Annotated in this window: 18 protein-coding genes; 13 read left to right on the top strand and 5 right to left on the bottom strand. The window is 63.5% G+C overall.

Annotated elements, in window-relative coordinates; genetic code table 11:
• Window positions 1–38 precede the first annotated feature (38 nt).
• A complete protein-coding gene (locus WIN67_RS05780) occupies window positions 39–2741 on the top strand; it encodes a [protein-PII] uridylyltransferase (RefSeq protein ID WP_123393597.1) in 2703 nt (900 codons plus the stop codon).
• A 38-nt stretch (window positions 2742–2779) separates the two neighbouring features.
• The gene (gene dapC, locus WIN67_RS05775) at window positions 2780–3979 is read left to right on the top strand and encodes a succinyldiaminopimelate transaminase (RefSeq protein WP_110596478.1); all 1200 of its coding nucleotides are present in this window, start codon (window positions 2780–2782) and stop codon (window positions 3977–3979) included.
• Between the two features lie 72 nt (window positions 3980–4051).
• On the opposite strand, the gene WIN67_RS05770 is transcribed toward dapC, so the two are convergent.
• Window positions 4052–5698, bottom strand: a complete 1647-nt coding sequence (locus WIN67_RS05770) for a Na+/H+ antiporter (protein ID WP_102861360.1) — start codon at window positions 5696–5698, stop codon at window positions 4052–4054.
• A 237-nt stretch (window positions 5699–5935) separates the two neighbouring features.
• Here WIN67_RS05770 and WIN67_RS05765 point away from each other — a divergent pair, with 237 nt between their 5' ends.
• The 4 genes from WIN67_RS05765 to WIN67_RS05750 all read left to right on the top strand — a co-directional run bounded on the left by WIN67_RS05765 (window position 5936) and on the right by WIN67_RS05750 (window position 9055).
• The gene (locus WIN67_RS05765; RefSeq protein ID WP_267269456.1) at window positions 5936–6298 is read left to right on the top strand and encodes an ArsC family reductase; all 363 of its coding nucleotides are present in this window, start codon (window positions 5936–5938) and stop codon (window positions 6296–6298) included.
• A gap of 33 nt (window positions 6299–6331) precedes the next feature.
• Window positions 6332–7366: a 2,3,4,5-tetrahydropyridine-2,6-dicarboxylate N-succinyltransferase gene (gene dapD / locus WIN67_RS05760; RefSeq protein ID WP_102861358.1), complete on the top strand. Its 1035-nt coding sequence runs from the start codon at window positions 6332–6334 to the stop codon at window positions 7364–7366.
• A gap of 76 nt (window positions 7367–7442) precedes the next feature.
• On the top strand, window positions 7443–8648 hold the full coding sequence (locus WIN67_RS05755; RefSeq protein ID WP_102878546.1) for an aminotransferase class V-fold PLP-dependent enzyme: 1206 nt from the start codon (window positions 7443–7445) through the stop codon (window positions 8646–8648).
• Entirely contained in the window at window positions 8645–9055 is a 411-nt protein-coding gene (locus WIN67_RS05750; RefSeq protein WP_110596476.1) for a SufE family protein, read from the top strand. Before WIN67_RS05755 ends, WIN67_RS05750 begins: the two co-directional genes overlap by 4 nt.
• A gap of 125 nt (window positions 9056–9180) precedes the next feature.
• Here WIN67_RS05750 and tcdA read toward each other — a convergent pair whose 3' ends face one another.
• Window positions 9181–9990 (bottom strand): tRNA cyclic N6-threonylcarbamoyladenosine(37) synthase TcdA, encoded by an 810-nt coding sequence (gene tcdA / locus WIN67_RS05745; RefSeq protein ID WP_372342423.1) that lies wholly within the window; start codon window positions 9988–9990, stop codon window positions 9181–9183.
• A 217-nt stretch (window positions 9991–10207) separates the two neighbouring features.
• Here tcdA and WIN67_RS05740 point away from each other — a divergent pair, with 217 nt between their 5' ends.
• The 4 genes from WIN67_RS05740 (at window position 10208) to WIN67_RS05725 (ending at window position 15411) form a co-directional block, all read left to right on the top strand.
• Window positions 10208–12799 (top strand): glycosyltransferase, encoded by a 2592-nt coding sequence (locus tag WIN67_RS05740; RefSeq protein WP_110596474.1) that lies wholly within the window; start codon window positions 10208–10210, stop codon window positions 12797–12799.
• Window positions 12800–12984: 185 nt separating this feature from the next.
• Entirely contained in the window at window positions 12985–14136 is a 1152-nt protein-coding gene (dapE, locus tag WIN67_RS05735) for a succinyl-diaminopimelate desuccinylase (RefSeq protein ID WP_339070750.1), read from the top strand.
• On the top strand, window positions 14136–14945 hold the full coding sequence (locus WIN67_RS05730; protein WP_102861353.1) for a putative RNA methyltransferase: 810 nt from the start codon (window positions 14136–14138) through the stop codon (window positions 14943–14945). Before dapE ends, WIN67_RS05730 begins: the two co-directional genes overlap by 1 nt.
• Before the next feature lie 88 nt (window positions 14946–15033).
• Window positions 15034–15411: a hypothetical protein gene (locus WIN67_RS05725; RefSeq protein WP_102861352.1), complete on the top strand. Its 378-nt coding sequence runs from the start codon at window positions 15034–15036 to the stop codon at window positions 15409–15411.
• Window positions 15412–15511: 100 nt separating this feature from the next.
• Here the strand turns inward: WIN67_RS05725 and WIN67_RS05720 are convergent, their stop codons facing one another.
• Window positions 15512–15721: a cold-shock protein gene (locus WIN67_RS05720; RefSeq protein ID WP_011059510.1), complete on the bottom strand. Its 210-nt coding sequence runs from the start codon at window positions 15719–15721 to the stop codon at window positions 15512–15514.
• Window positions 15722–15974: 253 nt separating this feature from the next.
• On the opposite strand from WIN67_RS05720, the gene plsB reads away from it, so the two are divergent.
• Genes plsB through WIN67_RS05705 form a run of 3 tightly spaced genes read left to right on the top strand, consistent with a single transcriptional unit; the run spans window position 15975 to window position 19643 of the window.
• Window positions 15975–18479: a glycerol-3-phosphate 1-O-acyltransferase PlsB gene (gene plsB / locus WIN67_RS05715; protein WP_102878541.1), complete on the top strand. Its 2505-nt coding sequence runs from the start codon at window positions 15975–15977 to the stop codon at window positions 18477–18479.
• A gap of 51 nt (window positions 18480–18530) precedes the next feature.
• A complete protein-coding gene (locus WIN67_RS05710) occupies window positions 18531–18929 on the top strand; it encodes a YbaY family lipoprotein (protein ID WP_339070749.1) in 399 nt (132 codons plus the stop codon).
• 24 nt (window positions 18930–18953) lie between these two features.
• The gene (locus tag WIN67_RS05705) at window positions 18954–19643 is read left to right on the top strand and encodes a DUF4197 domain-containing protein (protein WP_025127623.1); all 690 of its coding nucleotides are present in this window, start codon (window positions 18954–18956) and stop codon (window positions 19641–19643) included.
• A 365-nt stretch (window positions 19644–20008) separates the two neighbouring features.
• On the opposite strand, the gene WIN67_RS05700 is transcribed toward WIN67_RS05705, so the two are convergent.
• Complete coding sequence (locus WIN67_RS05700; RefSeq protein WP_110596471.1) at window positions 20009–23065, bottom strand: efflux RND transporter permease subunit; 3057 nt, start codon at window positions 23063–23065, stop codon at window positions 20009–20011.
• A gap of 6 nt (window positions 23066–23071) precedes the next feature.
• Window positions 23072–24160, bottom strand: coding sequence for an efflux RND transporter periplasmic adaptor subunit (locus WIN67_RS05695; protein ID WP_102878537.1), 1089 nt, complete (start codon window positions 24158–24160; stop codon window positions 23072–23074).
• Window positions 24161–24181 lie beyond the last annotated feature (21 nt).

Here is a 24181-nt window from a genome sequence, read left to right as displayed (position 1 = left end):
CGCGTCCCGACCTTATAGATAGAAAGGAAAGCCAATCGATGCCGCAGGTGGATCCCGAACTCTTCGACCGTGGCCAGTTCCAGGCGGAACTGGCACTGAAGGCCAGCCCTATCGCCGCCTTCAAGAAAGCCATCCGCCAGGCACGGGAAGTGCTCGACAACCGCTTTCGCAGCGGACGGGAAATCCGCCGGCTGATCGAGGACCGCGCCTGGTTCATCGATAACATCCTGCAAAAGGCCTGGGACCAGTTCACCTGGAGCAACGAAGCCGACATCGCCCTGGTGGCGGTCGGCGGCTACGGCCGCGGCGAGCTTCACCCCTATTCCGATATCGACCTGCTGATCCTCCTGGACAGCGCCGATCATGAGATCTTTCGCGACTCCATCGAACGCTTTCTCACCCTGCTCTGGGACATCGGCCTGGAAGTCGGGCAAAGCGTGCGTTCGGTGGATGAATGCGCCGAGGAGGCCCGGGCCGACCTGACGGTCATCACCAACCTGATGGAAAGCCGCACCATCGCCGGCCCCGAGCGCCTGCGCCAGCGCATGCTGGACGTCACCAGCACCGCACATATGTGGCCGAGCAAGGACTTCTTCCTGGCCAAGCACGCCGAGCAGAAGGCCCGCCACCACAAGTACAACGACACCGAATACAACCTGGAGCCCAACGTCAAAGGCTCCCCAGGCGGCCTGCGGGATATCCAGACCATTCTGTGGGTCGCCCGGCGTCAGTACGGCACCCTGAATCTGCGAGCCCTGGCCGGCGAAGGCTTCCTGGTGGAAAGCGAAAACGCCCTGCTGGCCTCCTCCCAGGAGTTCCTGTGGAAGGTCCGCTACGCCCTGCACATGCTCGCCGGCCGCGCCGAAGACCGCCTGCTGCTGGACCACCAGCGCTCCATCGCCGAGCTACTGGGTTTCAGCGGTGAAGACGTCAAGCAGTCGATTGAAAGCTTCATGCAGCAGTACTACCGGGTGGTGATGAGCATCGCCCAGTTGAGCGACCTGATCATCCAGCACTTCGAAGAAGTGATCCTCGCCCCCGAGGACGAAGCCCCGCCACAGCCGATCAACGCCCGCTTCCAACTGCACGACGGCTACATCGAGGCAATCAACGACAACGTGTTCAAACGCACGCCGTTCGCCATGCTGGAAATCTTCGTGCTGATGGCCCAGCACCCGGAGATCAAGGGCGTACGCGCCGACACCATCCGCCTGCTGCGCGAGCACCGGCACCTGATCGACGACGACTTCCGCCACGACATCCGCAACACCAGCCTGTTCATCGAGCTGTTCAAATGCGAGATCGGCATCCACCGCAACCTGCGGCGGATGAACCGCTACGGCATCCTCGGCCGCTACCTGCCGGAGTTCGGCTTCATCGTCGGACAGATGCAGCACGACCTGTTCCACATCTATACCGTGGACGCCCACACGCTGAATCTGATCAAGCACCTGCGCAAGATGCAGTACACGCCGATCTCCGAAAAATTCCCCCTGGCCAGCAAGCTCATGGGCAAGCTGCCCAAGCCCGAGCTGATCTACCTGGCCGGCCTGTATCACGACATCGGCAAGGGCCGCCACGGCGACCACTCGGAGATCGGCGCGGTGGATGCCGAAGCCTTCTGTGTGCGCCACCAACTGCCTCTATGGGACACCCGGCTGATCGTCTGGCTGGTGCAGAACCACCTGGTGATGTCCACCACCGCCCAGCGCAAGGACCTGTCCGACCCGCAGGTGATCCACGATTTCGCCCAGACTGTGGTCGACCAGACCCGCCTCGACTACCTCTACGTGCTGACGGTCGCCGACATCTACGCCACCAACCCGACGCTGTGGAACTCCTGGCGCGCCAGCCTGTTGCGCCAGCTCTACACCGAAACCAAGCGCGCCCTGCGCCGCGGCCTGGAAAACCCGGTGGACCGCGAAGAGCAGATCCGCCAGACCCAGAGCGCCGCCCTGGACATCCTGGTGCGCAACGGCACCGATCCGGACGAGGTCGAGCAACTCTGGTCGCAACTGGGGGACGACTACTTTCTGCGTCACACCGCTGGCGATGTGGCCTGGCACAGCGACGCGATCCTCCAGCAGCCGGCCGATGGCGGGCCACTGGTGCTGATCAAGGAAATCACCCAGCGCGAGTTCGAGGGTGGCACCCAAATCTTCATCTACGCCCCGGACCAGCACGACTTCTTTGCGGTGACCGTGGCCGCCATGGACCAGCTCAACCTGAACATCCATGACGCGCGGATCATCACCTCCAGCAGCCAGTTCACCCTCGACACCTACATCGTCCTGGACAACGACGGCGAGTCCATCGGCAACAACCCGCAGCGGGTCGAGCAGATCCGCAAGGGCCTGACCGATGCCCTGCGCAACCCCGACGACTACCCGACCATCATCCAGCGCCGGGTGCCGCGACAGCTCAAGCACTTTGCCTTCGAGCCCGAGGTGACCATCCACAACGACGCCCAGCGCCCGGTCACCGTGCTGGAACTCAGCGCCCCGGATCGTCCGGGCCTGCTGGCGCGGATCGGCAAGATCTTCCTGGAGTTCGACCTGTCGCTGCAGAACGCCAAGATCGCCACCTTGGGCGAGCGCGTGGAAGACGTGTTCTTCATCACCGACGCGCACAACCACCCTCTTTCCGACCCACAGCTGTGCAGCCGCTTGCAGGATGCGATCGTCGAACAGTTGAGTGTCAGCCATGAACCGACTATCGAAATGACCCGCCTGAGCATCTGAAGGGTCCGAACCGCCGCTTTGAGTGAGAAAACGCACCGATGAACAACGCTCTGAACCAGTTGCAGCCCTACCCGTTCGAAAAGCTGCGGGCCCTGCTCGGCACCGTGACACCCAACCCGGACAAGCGCCCGATTGCCCTGTCCATCGGCGAACCCAAGCACCGCTCGCCGAGCTTTGTCGCCGAAGCCCTGGCCAGCAACCTCGATCAGATGGCGGTCTACCCCACCACCCTGGGTATACCGGCCCTGCGTGAAGCCATCGCTGGCTGGTGCGAGCGACGCTTCGGCGTGCCGACCGGCTGGATCGACCCGGCGCGCAACGTCCTGCCGGTCAACGGCACCCGCGAAGCCCTGTTCGCCTTCACCCAGACAGTGGTCAACCGCGGCGACGACGCCCTGGTGGTCAGCCCCAACCCGTTCTATCAGATCTACGAAGGCGCAGCCTTCCTTGCCGGGGCCAAGCCGCACTACCTGCCGTGCCTGGATGAAAACGGCTTCAACCCGGATTTCGACGCCGTACCGGCCGAGATCTGGCAGCGCTGCCAGATCCTCTTCCTGTGCTCCCCGGGCAACCCCACCGGCGCACTGATCCCGCTGGACACCCTGAAGAAACTGATCGCCCTGGCCGACGAACACGACTTCGTGATCGCCGCCGACGAGTGCTACAGCGAGCTGTACTTCGACGAACAGACCCCGCCGCCGGGGCTGCTCAGCGCCTGCGTCGAACTGGGCCGCAAGGACTTCAAGCGTTGCGTGGTATTCCACAGCCTGTCCAAGCGCTCCAACCTGCCGGGCCTGCGCTCCGGCTTCGTGGCCGGCGACGCCGACATCCTCAAGGGTTTCCTGCTGTACCGCACCTACCACGGCTGCGCCATGCCGGTGCAGACCCAACTGGCCAGCATCGCCGCCTGGAACGACGAAGTGCACGTGCGCGCCAACCGCGCCCTGTATCGCGAGAAGTTCGACGCGGTGCTGGCAATCCTCGCGCCGGTAATGGACGTGCAGCGCCCGGACGGCAGCTTCTACCTGTGGCCCAACGTGGCCGGGGATGACGCCGCCTTCTGCCGCGACCTGTTCGAGCAGGAGCACGTGACCGTGGTTCCGGGTTCCTACCTGTCGCGGGATGTGGACGGCACCAACCCGGGCGCCGGACGGGTGCGCATGGCGCTGGTCGCGCCGCTGGCGGAGTGCGTGGAAGCCGCCGAGCGGATTCGCGATTTCGTTCTGCGTCGCGCGTGAGCCCCTTCGCCGGCAAGCCGGCTCCTACACCCTCCCAGTAGGAGCCGGCTTGCCGGCGAAAGCGTTATTCGCTCACTTCACCTGCCCCAAATTCGCCTCGCTCAAATCCAGGTCCGCCAACACCTCTCGCAGCACATCGTCACCGATCTGGTGATGCCGGCTCAGGCGGTACAGCTCAAGCCGTTGCGCGCGCAGGGCCTTGAGCCGCAGGCGGCGTTCCAGCAAGTCCATCTGCAATGCCAGGGCCTGGGCCTCCGCGGAATCGTTGTAGACCTCCAACTGATGCCGGTACTCAGCCATCAAACGGCCCTTGAGCTCGGTGGCCAGTGCCGCCTGGGCCGCATCGGGGGCCTCACTGGTTTCAGCCACTTCCTCGGCTTCCAGGGCATGGATCGCCGCCTCGGCGGTCTTGCGCCAGGCGTCGCGGACTTCTCCACGGCGTTTGTCGTCGGGGCTTTTGACGATACCGCGCAACAGCAGCGGCAGGGCAATGCAGGCCGCCACCAGGGACAGCAGGATCACTCCAGCGGCGATAAAGATCAGCAGATCACGTTCGGGGAAGGCCTCCCCGGCGCCCAGGAACAAGGGCACCGACATCACGCCGGCCAGGGTCACAGCCCCACGCACCCCGCCCACCGTCAGCAGCCAGCAGGAGCGCGCCGTGGGCACCAGGGTCAGCTCGCCCTTGCCGCGCCAACGCCGCAGCAGCCCGGACAGGCGCCAGATGCTCTGCACCCAGATAAAGCGCAACACCAGCAGCACCAGGAAGATCGCCAACACATCCAGGCAGCGGTAGAACAGGGTCGGCCAGAGTGAAGTTTCATGACTGACCACGGCCTTGATGATGTCAGGCAATTGCAGCCCCAACAGTAGGAAGATCAGGCCATTGAAGGCGAACTCCAGCAGCGACCAGACACTGCGATTGAGCAGTCGGGTGCTGGTCTGGCGCGGCAGCAGGTCGAGCCAGCTCTGCATCATTCCCGCCGCCACCGCCGAGAGAATGCCCGAGGCCCCCAGGCGCTCGGCCAGGACGTAAGCCGCGAAGGGCAATAGCAACATGAACACCACATGGGTCGCCGGATCGTCCCAGCCGCGGGCGATCATCCAGGCCCGCAGGCGCCCGACCAGCCAGCTCAGGGCCACGCCGACCGCCAAGCCACCCACCGCCACCAACACAAAGGTCAGGCTGGCATTGGCCAGGGAGAACACCCCGGTAACGGCGGCCACCAGGGCGAACTTGAAAGTCACCAGGCCCGAGGCATCGTTCATCAAGGCCTCGCCCTGGAGCATGTGCATCAGCGGGGTTGGCAGGCGGTTCTGGGAAATGGCCGACACCGCCACGGCGTCGGTGGGTGACAGCACCGCAGCCAGGGCGAAAGCCACCGGCAACGGGATGGTCGGCAACAGCCAGTGAATGAAATAACCGGCCCCGACCACGGTGAACAACACCAGGCCCACCGCCAAGGTCAGGATCGGGCCACGCAAGCGCCAGAACTCGCGCTTGGGCATGCGCCAACCGTCGGAAAACAGCAACGGCGGCAGGAACAGGAAAAGGAACAATTCCGGGTCCAGGGCCACATGCAAACCCAGGGTCGGCCAGGCCAACAGGGCTCCGGCGGCGATCTGTACCAGAGGCAAGGGCAGCGGAATCACCCGTCCGACCAGTCGCGAAAGACTCACCAGCATCAGCAGGATGAGGACGGTATAGGCGGTTTGCATAAAGCGAAAATCCAAGGCTCAACAGGAAAAATCGTACGCATCTCAGCTGAGAATCGCCGACGAAGTGCCATATTAGCCGCTTAAACTCGGTACTGACCGCTGCACAAAAGTCGCAAGCCCCATGACCTGCCATGCAACAACCTGCGACAAAGCCGATTTCAGGCCGACGCTGAAGCGCTGCGGTCGTGGCATAATCCGTGACCTTTCATCTCCAGCATCTCCAAAGGGGGCAATTCCTTGACCGCTTCAAGCAAAACGTTGCACCTTTTCGGCATCAAAGCCTGTGACACCATGAAAAAGGCGCGCACCTGGCTCGATGAAAACGCTGTCAGCTATGACTTCCATGATTACAAAACCTCCGGCATTGACCGTGAGCACCTGAATCAGTGGTGCAACGAGCACGGCTGGCAGGTGGTGTTGAACCGCGCGGGCACGACCTTTCGCAAACTCGATGACGAAAGCAAAGCCGATCTCGACCAGGCGAAAGCCGTTGAACTGATGCTCGCGCAACCTTCGATGATCAAGCGCCCGGTGCTCGACCTCGGAGACAAGACCCTGATTGGCTTCAAGCCAGACCTTTACGCAGCGGCGCTCAAGTAAGCCTGCTCACTCTATTTCGCAAGAGGTAACTGCATGTCCACTACTCTGTTCAGCCTGGCATTCGGTGTCGGCACCCAAAATCGTCAAGGCGCCTGGCTGGAAGTGTTCTACGCATCGCCACTGCTCAATCCTGCCGCCGAAATCGTTGCCGCTGTCGCACCGATCCTCGGCTACAGCGAAGGCAACCAGGCCATCACCTTCACCACCGCCCAGGCCGCGCAAATGGCCGACGCGCTGAAAGGCATCGACGCCACCCAGGCTGCCCTGCTGACCCGCCTGGCCGAAAGCCACAAGCCGCTGGTAGCCACCCTGCTGGCCGAAGACGCTCAATTGACCTCCACCCCAGAGGCTTACCTGAAGCTGCACCTGCTGTCCCACCGCTTGGTCAAGCCGCATGGCCTGAGCCTGGCCGGGGTGTTCCCACTGCTGCCGAACGTAGCCTGGACCAGCCAGGGCGCCATCGATCTGGGCGAGTTGGCCGAGCGGCAACTGGAAGCCCGCCTGCGCGGCGAGCTGCTGGAAGTGTTCTCCGTGGACAAGTTCCCGAAAATGACCGACTACGTGGTGCCGAGCGGCGTGCGTATCGCTGACAGCGCGCGGATTCGCCTGGGCGCCTACATCGGCGAAGGCACCACCGTGATGCACGAAGGCTTCGTCAACTTCAACGCCGGCACCGAAGGCCCGGGCATGATCGAAGGCCGTGTATCGGCTGGCGTGTTCGTCGGCAAAGGTTCGGACCTGGGCGGTGGCTGCTCCACCATGGGCACCCTGTCGGGTGGCGGCAACATCGTGATCAAGGTCGGCGAAGGCTGCCTGATCGGCGCCAATGCCGGTATCGGCATTCCCCTGGGCGACCGCAACACCGTGGAGTCGGGTCTGTACGTGACCGCTGGCACCAAGGTGGCGCTGCTGGACGAAAACAACCAGTTGGTCAAAGTGCTCAAGGCCCGTGAACTGGCCGGCCAGCCGGACCTGCTGTTCCGCCGCAACTCGGAAACCGGCGCCGTGGAGTGCAAGACCCACAAGTCGGCCATCGAGCTGAACGAAGCGCTGCACGCTCACAACTAAGCAGCGATTCGGTTTCACTGGAACCGGCCGGGCGCTTATCATCGGCGCCCGGCCTGTTCAAACGAGTTCTGCCACCATGCTTGTACCCTCCCCCTGGCGCGCCGACTTCCCGGCCATCGCCGCACTGCATCGCCAGGACCAGACGTACCTGGACAACGCCGCCACCACGCAAAAACCCCAAGCCCTGCTGGACGCCCTGGCCCACTACTACGCCAATGGCGCGGCCAATGTGCATCGCGCGCAGCACCTGCCCGGCGCCCATGCCACCCAGGCCTTCGAGGACAGCCGCCGCAAGGTCGGCCAATGGCTGAATGCCGGTGACAGCGGACAGATCATCTTCACCCACGGCGCCACCAGTGCGCTGAATCTCCTGGCTTATGGCCTGGAGCAGCAATTTGAAAGCGGCGATGAGATCGTCATCAGCGCCCTTGAACACCATGCCAACCTGCTGCCCTGGCAACAGTTGGCCCAACGTCGCGACCTCAAGCTGCTGATCCTGCCCCTGGATGCCGACGGACTGATCGATATTGATGCGGCAAGCCGTCTGATTGGCCCGCGCACTCGCCTGCTGGCAGTGAGCCAGTTGTCCAATGTGCTCGGCGCCTGGCAACCCTTGACGCCACTGCTGGCCATGGCCAAGGCCCAGGGCGCACTGACGGTGATCGACGGCGCCCAGGGCGTGGTCCATGGCCGTCACGATGTGCAGGCCCTGGGCTGCGACTTCTATGTGTTCTCCAGCCATAAACTCTATGGTCCGGACGGCGTCGGCGTGCTGTTCGGCCGTCATGCCGCGCTCAAGCACCTGCGTCATTGGCAGTTCGGCGGAGAAATGGTCCAGGACGCCGACTACCAGCACGCCAGCTTTCGCCCGGCGCCCCTGGGATTCGAGGCCGGCACCCCGCCGATTGCCGGAGTCATTGGCCTGGGGGCGACCCTGGATTACCTCGCTGGCCTGGATCAGCAGGCAGTGGCCACGCACGAAGCCGCGCTGCATGCCTATCTGCTGCAGGGCTTGCAGGCACGCAATGGCATCCGCCTGCTGGGCACGCCGCAACTGGCCCTGGTCAGCTTCGTCGTGGACGGCGTGCACAACGCCGACCTGGCCCACCTGCTGACCGAACAGGGCATTGCCGTGCGGGCCGGTCATCATTGCGCCATGCCGCTGATGAAAAGCTTCGGCCTCGTCGGGGCGATTCGCGTATCCCTGGCGCTGTACAACGACTCCGAGGACTTGGAGCGTTTCTTCGAAGCCCTGGATCAGGCCCTGGAGTTGCTGCGATGAGCCTGCCGGCGGACGCCGTGGCCGCCCTTGAAGTTTTCCAGGGGGCTGCCGGCTGGGAACAGCGGGCCCGCCTGCTGATGCAATGGGGCGAGCGCCTGCCGCCCCTGAGCGAGGACGACAAGGTAGACGCCAATCGAGTCCATGGCTGTGAAAGCCAGGTCTGGCTGGTGGCGGCCCTGGAAAATGGTCATTGGCAGTTTGCCGCCGCCAGCGACGCACGGCTGATTCGCGGCTTGGTGGCCTTGCTGCTGGCCCGGGTCAACGGCCTGACGGTGCAGCAATTGCAGGAAGTGGACCTGGCGGACTGGTTCAACCAGCTGGGCCTGTCGCGCCAGCTCTCGCCGTCGCGCAGCAATGGCCTGAACGCCGTCTTGCAACGCATGAACGAACTGGCCAGCGCCCTGTAGCCGCTGCCGAGCCTGCGAGGCTGCGAAAAGGTCCGCAGGACCTTGCCTGGCGATCTCCCGCCAGCCCCCCCTAGCGGCCTCAAGCCCCCACGGCCCGCCGGGCCGCTCGCAGCCTGCGGCAGCGGCTACAGGGGCTTGCTGCGTTCAGATGGGCGACGCACGCCGGCAACGATCTTGTCCACCGCCTTGGTCGCCGCCACCATGCCAAAGGTCGCGGTCACCATCATCACCGCTCCAAAACCGCCGGCGCAGTCGAGCTTGACCCCGTCGCCGACAAAGCTCTTCTGCAGGCAGATGCTGCCATCGGGTTTCGGATAACGCAGCTGCTCGGTGGAAAACACACAGGGCACGCTGTAATGGCGGGTCACGGTGCGCGAGAAGCCATAATCGCGGCGCAAAGTGGAACGCACCTTGGAGGCCAACGGGTCATTAAAGGTGCGGTTCAGGTCACAGACCTGGATCAGCGTCGGGTCGATCTGCCCGCCGGCACCGCCAGTGGTGATGATCTGGATCTTGCGCCGCTTGCACCAGGCAATCAGCGCCGCCTTGGCATTTACGCTGTCGATGCAGTCAATCACGCAATCAATGTCCGAGGTGATGTATTCGGCCATGGTGTCGCGGGTGACGAAATCCGCTACCGCATGCACCTTACAGTCTGGGTTGATGCCCCGCAGGCGCTCGGCCATGACCTCGACCTTGGGCTTGCCCACGGTGCTGTCCAGGGCGTGCAACTGACGGTTGCTGTTGCTGACGCAGACATCGTCGAGGTCGAACAGCGAGATCTCCCCGACCCCGCAACGGGCGATGGCTTCCGCCGCCCAGGAACCGACTCCGCCGACGCCAACGATCGCCACATGGGCCGCCCGCAGCCGCTCCAGGCCTTCAATGCCATACAAACGGGCGACGCCGGCAAACCGTGGATCTTCTGTACTCATGACCATCACCTAAAAAACCGGCGCGCATTATAGAGCTGGGAAGCGACAAGTTTTAAGCCGCCAGCTACAAGTAAAGAACTTAAACGCAATTACAGTGCCCAAGGTCTGGCTTTCCTCTGTGCGCTGTACGCTCAGTTGAGGGCCGGTGTAGGATGCCCGCCGTTTGGCGCCTGCCAACCCTTCCCTCGTTCCACACCTTTTGGAACCCGAAATAGCTATGTCATCGCGTAAATTTGGACTCAACCTGGTGATAGTGCTGGCCATTGCCGCGCTGTTCACCGGTTTCTGGGCGCTGATCAATCGCCCGGTCTCGGCCCCCGACTGGCCGGAACAGATCTCCGGTTTTTCCTACTCGCCTTTCCAGCAGGGCCAGTTCCCGCAGAAGGAGCAGTACCCGTCCGACGATGAAATGCGTCGTGACCTGGAGATCATGAGCAAGCTGACCGACAACATCCGTACCTATTCGGTGGACGGCAGCCTGCAGGATATTCCCAAACTGGCGGAAGAGTTTGGCCTGCGAGTGACCCTGGGGATCTGGATCAGTCCGGACCTGGAGCGCAACGAGCGGGAAATCATGCGCGCCATCGAACTGGCCAACAGCTCACGCAGCGTCGTCCGCGTAGTGGTGGGCAACGAAGCGATCTTCCGCAAGGAAATCACCGCCGACCAGTTATCGGTGCTTCTCGACCGGGTCCGCGCTGCGGTGAAAGTTCCGGTGACCACTTCAGAACAGTGGCACGTCTGGGAAGAACACCCGGAACTGGCCAAACACGTCGATCTGATCGCCGCGCACATCCTGCCCTACTGGGAATTCATCCCGATGGACAAGGCCGGGCAGTTTGTCCTCGACCGCGCCCGGGACCTGAAGAAGATGTTCCCGAAAAAGCCGCTGCTGCTGTCCGAGGTGGGCTGGCCGAGCAACGGCCGCATGCGCGGTGGCGCTGACGCCAGCCCCGCGGACCAGGCGATCTACCTGCGGACCCTGGTCAACAAGCTCAATCGCCAGGGCTACAACTACTTTGTCATCGAAGCCTTCGACCAACCGTGGAAGGCCAGCGACGAGGGTTCGGTAGGCGCCTACTGGGGCGTGTTCAACGCTGCGCGCCAACAGAAATTCAACTTCGAAGGCCCTGTGGTGGCGATCCCGCAATGGCGGGTGCTGGCCATCGGTTCGGTGGTGCTGGCGCTGCTGTCGCTGACCCTGCTGATGATCGACGGCTCGGCCCTGCGCCAGCGCGGCCGCACCTTCCTGACCTTCATCGCCTTCCTCTGCGGTTCAGTGCTGGTGTGGATCGGCTACGACTACAGCCAGCAATACAGCACCTGGTTCAGCCTGACGGTGGGCTTCCTGCTGGCCCTCGGCGCGCTGGGGGTGTTTATCGTGCTGCTGACCGAGGCCCATGAACTGGCCGAGGCGGTGTGGGTCCGCAAACGCCGGCGCGAGTTCCTGCCGGTGGAAGGAGACTCCAGCTACCGGCCGAAAGTCTCGATCCACGTGCCCTGCTACAACGAGCCGCCGGAGATGGTCAAACAGACCCTCAACGCCCTGGCCAACCTCGATTACCCGGACTTCGAAGTCCTGATCATCGACAACAACACCAAGGACCCGGCGGTCTGGGAACCGGTGCAGGCCTATTGCGAGACCCTGGGTCCACGCTTCAAGTTCTTCCACGTCGCGCCCCTGGCCGGTTTTAAGGGCGGCGCCCTGAACTACCTGCTGCCGCACACCGCCAAGGATGCCGAAGTGATCGCGGTGATCGACTCCGACTACTGCGTCGACCGCAACTGGCTCAAGCACATGGTGCCGCACTTCGCCGATCCGAAGATCGCCATCGTGCAGTCGCCCCAGGACTACCGCGACCAGAACGAAAGTACCTTCAAGAAGCTCTGCTATGCGGAATACAAGGGCTTCTTCCATATCGGCATGGTCACCCGCAACGACCGTGACGCGATCATCCAGCACGGCACCATGACCATGACCCGGCGTTCGGTGCTGGAAGAATTGGGCTGGGCCGACTGGTGCATCTGCGAAGACGCCGAGCTGGGCCTGCGAGTGTTCGAGAAAGGCCTGTCGGCGGCCTACCATCACGAAAGCTACGGCAAGGGCCTGATGCCCGACACCTTCATCGACTTCAAGAAGCAGCGCTTCCGCTGGGCCTATGGCGCGATCCAGATCATCAAGCGCCACACCGCCAGCCTGCTGCGTGGCAAGGACACCGAACTGACCCGTGGCCAGCGCTACCACTTCCTGGCGGGTTGGCTGCCGTGGGTCGCAGACGGCATGAACATTTTCTTCACCGTCGGCGCCCTGCTGTGGTCGGCGGCGATGATCATCGTGCCGCAACGGGTCGACCCGCCGCTGCTGATCTTCGCGATCCCGCCGCTCGCGCTGTTCGTGTTCAAGGTGGGCAAGATCATCTTCCTCTACCGCCGGGCAGTGGGGGTCAACCTCAAGGATGCGTTCTGCGCGGCCCTGGCCGGCCTGGCCTTGTCCCACACCATCGCCAAGGCGGTGCTGTACGGCTTCTTCACCAGCAGCATCCCGTTCTTCCGCACCCCGAAGAACGCCGACAACCACGGCTTCTGGGTAGCCATCTCGGAAGCCCGGGAAGAGTTGTTCATCATGCTGCTGTTGTGGGGCGCGGCGCTGGGGATCTTCCTGGTACAGGGGCTGCCCAGCAACGACATGCGCTTCTGGGTGACCATGCTTCTGGTGCAGTCGCTGCCCTATGTGGCGGCACTGATCATGGCGTTCCTGTCGTCACTGCCAAAACCTGCGGAACACCCCGAGCCGGCTCCAGCCGCCTAAATCGATGCAAAGCACTAAACGGCGGCCTCAGGCCGCCGTTTTGCTTTAAGATATCCGCCATTTTGCGCGCCCCGCCCAACCCTGTAGGCGCTGGCTGACCAGCGAACCACGCGACGCGGTGTAACCAGTAAACCGCCATCGCCGGCCAGCCGGCTCCTACACAATGCCTTGCACCGGAGTTCCCCATGACGGCCCCTGCCGAGCTTTCGCCGACCCTGCAACTTGCCTGTGATCTGATCCGTCGCCCCTCGGTGACGCCGGTCGACGCCGACTGCCAGAAGCTGATGATGCAGCGCCTGGGGGAGGCCGGCTTCAAGCTGGAACCGATGCGCATCGAGGACGTGGACAACTTCTGGGCCACCCATGGCCAGCATGAAGGCCCGGTGCTGTGCTTCGCCGGCCACACTGACGTGGTGCCCACCGGCCCGGTCCAGGCCTGGCAGAACGACCCGTTCGAAGCCCTGATCGACGAGCACGGCATGCTGTGTGGCCGTGGCGCGGCGGACATGAAAGGCAGCCTGGCCGCCATGCTGGTGGCCGCCGAGCGCTTTGTCGCCGATTACCCGGACCACAAGGGCTCGATAGCCTTCCTGATCACCAGCGACGAAGAAGGCCCGGCGCACCATGGCACCAAGGCGGTGGTGGAACGCCTGGCGGCACGCAAGGAGCGCCTGGACTGGTGCATCGTCGGTGAACCTTCGAGCACCAGCCTGGTGGGCGACGTGGTCAAGAATGGTCGCCGCGGCTCCCTCGGCGCCAAGCTCACGGTGCGTGGGGTGCAAGGCCACGTGGCCTACCCGCATCTGGCCAAGAACCCGATCCACCTGGCGGCACCGGCCCTGGCGGAACTGGCGGCCGAACACTGGGACGACGGCAATGCCTTCTTCCCGCCCACCAGCTTCCAGATTTCCAACCTCAATTCCGGGACCGGCGCCACCAATGTGATCCCGGGGGATCTGGTGGCGGTGTTCAACTTCCGCTTCTCCACCGAATCCACCGTTGAAGGCCTGCAACAACGGATTGCAGCGATCCTCGACAAGCACGGCCTGGACTGGCACGTGGACTGGGCCCTGTCCGGCCTGCCGTTCCTCACCGAACCCGGCGCCCTGCTGGACGCGGTCTCGGCCAGCATCAAGCAAGTCACTGGCCGCGAGACCCAGGCGTCCACCAGCGGCGGCACGTCCGACGGGCGCTTCATCGCCACCCTGGGCACCCAGGTGGTGGAATTGGGCCCGGTCAACGCAACCATCCACCAGGTCAACGAGCGGATCCTGGCCAGCGACCTGGATGTGCTGACCGAGATCTACTATCAGACTCTCGTCAAGTTGCTTGCCTGATGCTTGCCTGTCCTCTTTGCAACGCACCGCTGAACGCGGTGGACAACGGCGTGGTCTGCCCGGCCGGGCATCGCTTCGACCGTGCCCGCCAGGGCTACCTGAACCTGCTGCCGGTGCAGCACAAGAACAGCCGTGACCCGGGCGACAACCAGGCCATGGTCGAGGCCCGCCGCGACTTTCTCAACGCTGGGCACTACGCCCCGGTGGCCCGGCGCCTGGCAGAGCTGGCGGCAGAACGCACGCCCCAGCGCTGGGTCGACATCGGCTGCGGCGAGGGTTACTACACCGCGCAGTTGGCCGACGCCCTGCCCGACGCCGACGGCTACGCCCTGGATATTTCCCGGGAGGCCGTGAAACGCGCCTGTCGTCGCGCGCCGCAACTGACCTGGATGGTCGCCAGCATGGCGCGCATCCCGTTGGCCGATGCCAGCTGCCAGTTTCTCGCCAGCGTCTTCAGCCCCCTCGACTGGCAAGAGGCCAAGCGCCTGTTGAGCCCGGGTGGCGGCCTGATGAAAGTCGGCCCTACCAGCGGCCACCTGATGGAGCTGCGCGAACGCCTGTACGACGAAGTGCGTGAATACACCGACGACAAGCACCTGGCCCTGGTGCCGGAGGGCATGGCCCTGGCCCACAGCGAAACCCTGGAGTTCAGGCTGCGCCTGGAGCGCCCGGAAGATCGCGCCAACCTGTTGGCCATGACGCCCCACGGCTGGCGCGCCAGCGCCGAACGCCGGGCCGCAGTGATCGAGCAGGCCGAGCCTTTCGAGGTCAGCGTGTCGATGCGCTACGATTACTTCGTGCTGCAGTAACCCCCCACTTAACCCAACGACCGCGGGCATGGGCCCGAGGTCGAAGAAATCCGCGAATGGATTTTTCAGACCGGCAATGAGGACATCCATGCGCCAGCCCGATATCGAGATTTACCTGAAAGACGCCGACGTCGACTACAAGGCCATCGCCACCTGGCTCGGCGCCGTGCTCGGCCCGTGCAGCGACTGGGTGCAAAAGGGCCAGACCTACAAATGCACCGCAGGCTCAGTACCCGTGACCTGGCTGCCCAAGGCCGTGGGCAAGTGGAACAGCCTGTACCTGGAAAGCGACCAGACTCCGTGGGACGACGACATTGCCTGTGCCCGCGCCGCCTTTGCCGCGCTGAATGTGGAAGTGCGCTGCGCACCGGGCAGTTGGGTCGAGGAAGAAGGTGAAGAGACCGCCGATCGCTGGATTCGCATCAGCACCGACGGCGAAGAAGAGATTACCTGGCGCACTGCCTGAACAGCGCAATCCGGTAGGAGCCGGCTTGCCGGCGAAAAGGCCCCTGAGCCTTGCATCGCCAGCGCCCCGTTCGCTGGCAAGCCAGCTCCTGCAGGGTTGGTTACAGGCCGACGACGTCTTCGGCTTGCAGACCTTTCTGACCTTCGACCACGGCGTATTCCACCTGCTGGCCTTCGGTCAGCGAACGGTGGCCTTCGCCACGGATCGCTCGGTAATGGACAAACACGTCCGCCCCACCTTCACGCTGGATAAAGCCGTAGCCCTTGGCGTCGTTGAACCACTTCACGTTGCCGGTCTCACGAGTAGTCATGAATCCACACCTCATTTTTTTATTATTGGCTGGGCGCACTGCCACCCTGCCTTGAGAACTTTCCCTCGAGCTGCCTCTCTATGACTGGAGGCAATACGACCGCGGGAGAGTCGGCCGAGTATATGACAGGCGTAAAAACTCTCAACTCAATCTTGTTTGGGTGCTTTTTTGCCGATTTTCGGCGAATCCGGCACACTACCGGCCCCGAGCAGGTGCTCGGTTTTGATTTCTTATTCACTCACGCAGAAGCCGTATGACCCGCTCCCCGATCCGTCGTCTTGTGTTTGGCACCTTGCGCCGCCTGCTGTACCTCTGGGTGCGCTCGGAAACCATCAACCAGTCGTCCTTCACCCTCGACCTCGACCGCAGCCGGCCGGTGTTCTACGTCCTGCAAAACCCATCCCTGACTGACCTCGCCGTGGTCGATACCGAATGCACCAAGGCCGGCTTGCCACGCCCGGTACTGCCGGTGTCGGTGGGCAACCTGCTGGAGCCCGCGGCGTTCTTCTACCTGACCCCGGAACCCGACTGGCTCGGTCGCCAGGACAAACGCGGCGCACCGCCAACCCTGACCCGACTGGTCAGCGCCCTGACCCAGAACGCTGCCGAAGATGCGCAAATCATTCCGGTCAGCGTGTTCTGGGGCCAGTCCCCGGACAGCGAGTCCAGCCCCTGGAAGCTGCTGTTCGCCGACAGTTGGGCGGTCACCGGACGCCTGCGCCGGCTGCTGAGCATCATGATCCTGGGGCGCAAGACCCGGGTGCAGTTCTCGGCCCCGATCAACCTGCGCGAACTGATCGAGCACAACAAGGGTCACGAGCGCACCGTGCGCATGGCCCAGCGCATCCTGCGGGTGCACTTTCGCAACCTCAAGGCCGCGGTCATCGGCCCGGACATCTCCCACCGGCGCAACCTGGTCAAGGGCCTGCTCAACCAGCCCCTGGTGAAACAGGCGATCCTCGACGAAGCCGAGCGCGAGAAGATCTCCCCGGAAAAGGCCAAGGCCCAGGCCCTGCGCTACGGCAACGAGATCGCCTCGGACTACACCTACACTGCAATCCGCTTCCTGGAAGTGGTGCTGAGCTGGTTCTGGAACAAGATCTACGACGGGATCAAGGTCAACCACCTCGAAGGCGTACAGAAAATCGCCCAGGGCCACGAAGTGATCTACGTGCCCTGCCACCGCAGCCATATCGACTACCTGCTGCTGTCCTACCTGCTGTTCCGCAATGGCCTGACCCCGCCGCACATCGCCGCCGGGATCAACCTCAACATGCCGGTGATCGGCAGCCTGTTGCGCCGCGGCGGGGCCTTCTTCATGCGCCGCACCTTCAAGGGCAACCCGCTGTACACCTCGGTGTTCAACGAGTACCTGCACACCCTGTTCACCAAGGGTTTCCCGGTGGAGTACTTCGTCGAAGGCGGCCGCTCGCGCACCGGGCGCATGCTGCAGCCCAAGACCGGGATGCTGGCCATCACCCTGCGCAGCTTCCTGCGTTCCTCACGCATGCCCATCGTTTTCGTGCCGGTGTACATCGGCTACGAACGGGTTCTGGAAGGCCGCACCTACCTGGGCGAACTGCGCGGCGCGAGCAAGAAGAAGGAGTCGATCTTCGACATCTTCAAAGTCATCGGCGCCCTCAAACAGCGCTTTGGCCAGGTGGCGGTGAACTTCGGCGAACCGATCAAACTGGCGGAATTCCTCGACCAGGAACAACCGGACTGGCGCACCCAGGAACTGGGCCCGCAATACCGCCCGGCCTGGCTCAACGAAACCACCAACCGCTTGGGCGAGCGTGTGGCTCAGCACCTCAATGAAGCCGCGGCGATCAACCCGGTGAACCTGGTCGCCCTGGCCCTGCTGTCCACCAGCCGCCTTGCCCTGGACGACCGAGCCATGGCCCGAGTCCTGGACCTGTACCTGGCGCTGTTGCGCCGCGTGCCCTACTCGCCCCACACCACCTTGCCGGAAGGCGACGGCCAGGCGCTGATCCAGCACGTCAAGGACATGAACCTGCTGGCCGAGCAGAACGACGCCCTAGGCAAGATCCTCTACCTGGACGAGCAGAACGCCGTCCTGATGACCTACTACCGCAACAACGTGCTGCACATCTTCGCCCTGCCGGCACTGCTGGCGAGTTTCTTCCAGAGTTCGTCGCGCATGAGCCGCGAACAGATCCTGCGCTACACCCGCGCGCTGTATCCCTACCTGCAGTCGGAGCTGTTCATTCGCTGGTCCCTGGAAGAACTGGACGGCGTGGTGGATCAATGGCTGGAGGCCTTCGTCGAACAGGGCCTGCTGCGCTTCGAGAAAGACCTGTACCTGCGCCCGGCGCCCAGCTCGCGGCATTTTGTCCTGCTGACCCTGCTGTCCAAGAGCATCGCCCAGACCCTGCAGCGCTTCTACATGGCCATTTCCCTGTTGCTCAACAGCGGCCAGAACAGTATCAGCGCCGAAGAACTGGAAGACCTGTGCACGGTCATGGCCCAGCGCCTGTCGATCCTGCATGGCCTCAATGCCCCGGAGTTCTTCGACAAGAGCCTGTTCCGCCACTTCATCCAGACCCTGCTGGATCAGGGCGTACTGCGCCGCGACGAAGCCGGCAAGCTGAGCTATCACCCACTGCTGGGGGAACTGGCCGAGGGCGCGGCCAAACGGGTGCTGCCGGCGGAGATTCGCCTGTCGATCCGCCAGGTCGCCCTGCACCGCAGCGAAGATGCCGCCGACCAGCTCGCGGCACCGGCGCAAAGCGACTAGATTCTTATCGGCGCCGCAGAACCTGCGGCGCCCTCGATACGGAGATCCGTCATGAAAAAACTCACCCTGCTGGCAGCCACTGCGCTGCTTGGAGCCTGCCAGGCCATGCAACCCGCAGCCAAGGCCAGCCTCGATGGCGAAGTCTTCTATCTGCAACGCATCGCCCTGCCGCCTGCCGCCACCTTGAGCGTGAGCCTGCAGGACGTCTCCCTGGCGGACGCTCCGGCGGTGGTCCTGGCCGAGCAGAGTGGCCCGGTCAAAGGCCAGGTGCCGCTGCCCTTCCACCTCAGCTACAACCCGGCCCAGGTCAAGCCCGGCCACCGCTACGCGGTCAGTGCGCGGATCGAACTGGACGGCAAGCTGATGTTCATCACCACCGAACACAACGGGGTCAACCTCGACGGCAAAGATCCCCAGCCGTTGAAACTCCGTGTCGACGCTGTACGTTAATTTTCATTGCCCAAGGAAGCCGCCATGCTCCGTACCTCGCTCCGTTTCACCAGCCTGTGCGCTGGCCTGCTGATCTCCGCCAGTGCCCTGGCCCTGTCCCTGAGCGACCTGTCCCAGGGTGACGCCAGCGGTGGCCTCAAGGACGCCCTGACCCAAGGCGCACAGATCGCCGTCAAACAGCTGGGGACGCCCGGCGGGTTCAGCAACAACCCCGATGTGCGTATCGAACTGCCGGGCAACCTCGGCAAAGTCGCGAAGAAAATGAAACAGTTCGGCATGGGTGATCAGGTCGATCAGCTGGAAACCAGCATGAACAAAGCCGCTGAGGCCGCCGTGCCGCAAGCGCAGGCACTGCTGGTGGACGCGGTGAAGAAGATGACCGTGGCCGACGCCAAGGGCATTCTCGCCGGTGGCAAGGACTCCGCCACCCAGTATCTGGACAAGAGCAGTCGCGAGCAGATCCGTGCCAAGTTCCTGCCTATCGTCAAGCAAGCCACCGATCAGGTCGGCCTGGCCAAGCAGTACAACTCCTTCGCCGGCCAGGCCGCGACCCTGGGTGTGCTGGATGCCAAGAGCGCCAATATCGAGAGTTACGTGACCGAGCAAGCCCTCAATGGTCTGTTCGAAATGATCGGCAAGCAGGAAGAAACCATTCGCCAGAACCCGGCGGCTGCGGCCACCAGCCTGGCCAAGAAAGTCTTCGGCACCCTCTGATCCGCCCTACGGCCTTGCCCACTGCCTAGCGGGCAAGGCCGCGAGTGCCGGCGAAAGTACAGCAGGTTGCCCTGACGGTGCAGGTCCCATTGGCTCTTGGGCAAGCCCCGCAGCTCCTACTGAAGGCAGACTCCCTGGCTAGAAGGCAGCCCCCGGATGAAATGCCAGAGCTGGCGGTCCGGTCATGCCCCCCCTGCGGCCTGCTGTCCATTGACGACCTTGCGGTCCAGGCCTGCTCCCCCTAAGTCCCAGGCAGCAGATGCTCGAAGAGCACGCTGCCCAATTGCTGGAAAACCTGCACTGCGGAAAAACCAGGCCGGGTAATCTCTACCCGGCCCAGGTTGATGCCTTGCGAGCTGCCCGGATCAGTCCTTCCTGACCCGGAACCAGGCCGCATACAACGCCGGCAGGAACAGCAGGGTCAAGACCGTGGCGATAATCAGGCCGCCCATGATGGCCACCGCCATCGGTCCGAAGAACACACTACGCGACAGCGGAATCATCGCCAGTACCGCCGCCAGGGCAGTCAGCACGATGGGACGGAAACGCCGCACAGTGGCTTCGATGATCGCATCCCAGGGACGCAGGCCAGCCTTGATGTCCTGTTCGATCTGGTCCACCAGGATCACCGAGTTGCGCATAATCATCCCGGACAGGGCAATGGTGCCGAGCATGGCCACAAAGCCGAAGGGCTGGCGGAACACCAGGAGGAACAGGGTGACCCCGATCAGCCCCAGGGGCGCAGTGAGGAACACCATAGCGGTGCGCGAAAAACTGCGCAGCTGAATCATCAGCAAGGTCAGCACTACCACGATGAACAGCGGCACGCCGGCCTTCACCGAGTTCTGGCCACGGGCCGAATCCTCGACAGTGCCGCCCACCTCCAGCAAGAAGCCGTCCGGCAGTTCGGCGCGAATCGGCTCCAGGGTCGGCAGAATCTGCTGCACCAACGTCGCCGGTTGTTCCTTGCCGTAGATATCGGCACGCACGGTGACGTTGGGCAAGCGGTTACGGTGCCAGATCACCCCTTCCTCGAAGCCGTACTCCAGGGTCGCGACCTGGGACAGCGACACGCTCTGGCCGTTGTCGGTGGGCACTGCCAGGCTTGGCAACAAGGCCAGCTCAGTGCGCTCCTGCTGGGTTCCGCGCAGGAGAATCTCGATCAGTTCGTTGTCCTCACGGTACTGGCTGACGGTGGAACCGATCAGCGAGCTCTGCAGGAACTTCGACAGGTTGGCCGTGCTGACACCTAGCGCCCGGGCCCGGTCCTGATCGATATTCAGGTAGACCACCTTGCTCGGCTCCTCCCAGTCCAGGTGAACGTTGACCACATGGGGGTTCTCCCGCACCTTGGCCGCCACCTTGCGCGCCAGGGCGCGAACCTCCTCGATGTGCTCGCCTGTGACCCGGAACTGCACCGGGTAACCCACTGGCGGACCGTTCTCCAGGCGCGTGACCCGAGAGCGCAAGGCCGGGAACTGTTCATTGAGGGTCGCGATCAGCCAACTGCGCAGGCTCTCGCGCTCCTCGATGGTCTTGGCCAGCACCACGAACTGGGCAAAGCTGGTGGCCGGCAGTTGCTGGTCCAGCGGCAGGTAGAAACGCGGCGAGCCGGTTCCCACGTAGGCCACGTAGTTGTCGATGCCTGGGTGGTCCTTGAGCATCGCCTCCAGGCGCTTGACCTCATCGGCGGTGTTGCTCAGGGAAGCACCTTCCGCCAGTTTCAGGTCGACCATCAATTCCAGGCGGCCCGAGGCCGGGAAGAACTGCTGCGGGACAAAACGGAACAGCATCACCGAACCGACGAACGCCAGGATGGTCAGGACGATCACGGTCTTGCGCCGCTCCACGCACCAGCCCACCACCCGGCGCACGCGCTGGTAGAAAGGCGTGCCGTGGGGATTGGACTCGGCGCCGTGCTTGGCGGCGTGGATCTTGGCCAGGTCCGGCAGGAGCTTTTCCCCCAGGTAGGGAACGAAGACCACGGCGGCAATCCAAGAGGCAACCAGGGCGATGGTCACCACCTGGAAGATCGAGCGGGTGTACTCGCCGGTGCCGGACTGGGCCGTGGCAATCGGCAAAAAGCCCGCTGCGGTAATCAGGGTGCCGGTGAGCATGGGAAAGGCGGTACTGGTCCAGGCAAAGCTGGCGGCCTTGATCCGGTCGAACCCCTGCTCCATCTTGATCGCCATCATCTCCACCGCAATGATCGCGTCATCCACCAACAGCCCCAACGCCAGCACCAGCGCGCCCAGGGAAATCTTGTGCAGGCCTATCCCCAGGTAGTACATGGTGGCGAACGTGATCGCCAGCACTAAGGGAATCGCCAGGGCCACCACCATGCCGGTGCGCACACCCAGGGAGAAGAAGCTCACCAGCAGGACAATGATCAGGGCCTCGGCCAGCACCCGGACAAACTCGCCGACCCCGGTTTTCACCGCCGCCGGCTGATCGGACACCTTGCGCAACTCCATCCCCGCCGGCAGGCTTTTCTGCAGGCGGGAGAACTCGCCTTCCAGGGCCTTGCCCAACACCAGGATGTCGCCGCCGTCCTTCATCGCCACGGCCAGGCCGATGGCGTCTTCCCCCATGAAACGCATGCGCGGTGCCGGTGGATCATTGAAGCCGCGACGCACATCCGCCACATCACCGATGCGGAAGGTGCGATCGGCGACCCGGATCGGGAAATTGCGGATCTGCTCCACCGTCTGGAAGTTGCCGGATACCCGCAATTGCACCCGCTCGCTGGGGGTCTCGAAGAACCCCGCAGTGGACACTGCGTTCTGCTCCTCCAGCGCCTTTTGCACCGCTGCCAGGGGCAGGCCCAGGGTTGCCAGCTTGACGTTGGATAGCTCGATCCAGATCTTTTCGTCCTGCAGGCCCAGCAGATCGACCTTGCCCACGTCCTTGACCCGCTGCAGCTGGATCTGGATACGGTCGGCATAGTCCTTGAGCACGGCGTAGTCGAAGCCCTGCCCTGTCAGCGCATAGATATTGCCGAAGGTCGTACCGAATTCATCGTTGAAGAAGGGTCCCTGGATGCCCGGCGGCAGGGACTGGCGAATGTCGCTGATCTTCTTGCGAACCTGATACCAGAGTTCGGGAATCTCGTTGGAGTGCATCGAATCCCGGGCAATGAAGGTCACCTGGGATTCCCCGGGGCGGGAGAAGGAAACGATGCGATCGTATTCGCCGGTTTCCATGAGTTTCTTTTCAATGCGCTCGGTGACCTGGCGCGATACTTCCTGGGCCGTGGCCCCCGGCCAGTTGGTGCGGATCACCATGGCCTTGAAAGTGAAAGGCGGGTCTTCGCTCTGGCCCAGCTTGGTGTAGGACAGCGCACCGACAATGGCCAGCAACAGCATCAGGAACAGGACGATCTGGCGATTGCGCAACGCCCATGCAGAAAGGTTGAAACCCATCGGGGACTACTCCTTGACCGCCAGATTGACCACACGGTTGGAGCGATCCACCGGGCGCACCTGCAAGCCCTCATGGAGCACATGCACCCCGGCTGCCACCACCCAATCGCTGGCGCTCAAACCTTCGAGCACCGGCACTGTCTTCTCACCGAAGGCACCGACCCGTACCGGCGTCTTGTGCAAGGTGTTGTTGGCATCGACTCGCCAAACGTAGGTCGCGCCCCCTTCGGCAGTCAGCGCCGACAACGGCACCGACAGCGACAGGGCATCAGCGCTCTGGATGAACACCCTGGCGCTCTGGCCCAACTCCGCTGGAACCTTGCCGGCACTGAAGGCAATGCGTGCGGCAAAGGTCCGGGACTTGGGATCGGCAGCCGGGGACAGCTCGCGGATGCGCCCGTCGAAACGTTGGCCCGGCTGGGTCCAGAGTTCCACCGAGACTGGCTGGCCGACCTTGAAGCGACCGTAGTTCTGCTCGGGGAAGCTGATCAGCACCTCACGCTCACCGTCAGTGGCCAGGGTAAAGACTGTCTGCCCGGCCGCCACCACTTGCCCCACTTCCACTGCGCGCTTGGCCACCACGCCATCCTGCGGGGCACGCAGCACGGCATAACCGGCCTGGTTGTTGGCCACGTCGAACTCGGCCTTGATCTGCTTCAGGCGTGCTTCACCAGCACGGTAGAGGTTTTCGGCGTTGTCGTATTGGGAATGGCTGACCATCTGCCGCTCCAGCAGGGTCTTGTAGCGATCACGCTCGGCGCGCACCAGATTGAGGTTGGCAGTGGCCGCCGTGACTTGGGCCCGAGTGGCCTCCAGTTGCAGGCGAACATCCTGGGGATCGAGTTCGGCCAGGGGCTGATTGGCCTTGACCCGCTCGCCTTCTTCCACCAGTCGTCGACTGACCTTGCCACCGATACGGAACGCCAGGTCGGGTTCGTAGCGGGCTCGCACCTCGCCCGGATAACTGTCCGAAACCCGCGCCGAAGGCTCTGGCTGAACCACCATGGCCGGTCGAACGCCAATTTGAACGGGCTCTTCGTGCCCACAAGCAGACAGAAAAAAAGCCAGGCTGACTGGCAAGGCATAGCGGAACATGGCGGCGACCTTTCGCTAATG

Source organism: Pseudomonas idahonensis, assembly GCF_037903935.1.
In the GTDB taxonomy this organism is placed as follows: Bacteria; Pseudomonadota; Gammaproteobacteria; order Pseudomonadales; family Pseudomonadaceae; genus Aquipseudomonas; species Aquipseudomonas danubii.
This window is presented reverse-complemented; position numbering and strand designations above follow the sequence as displayed.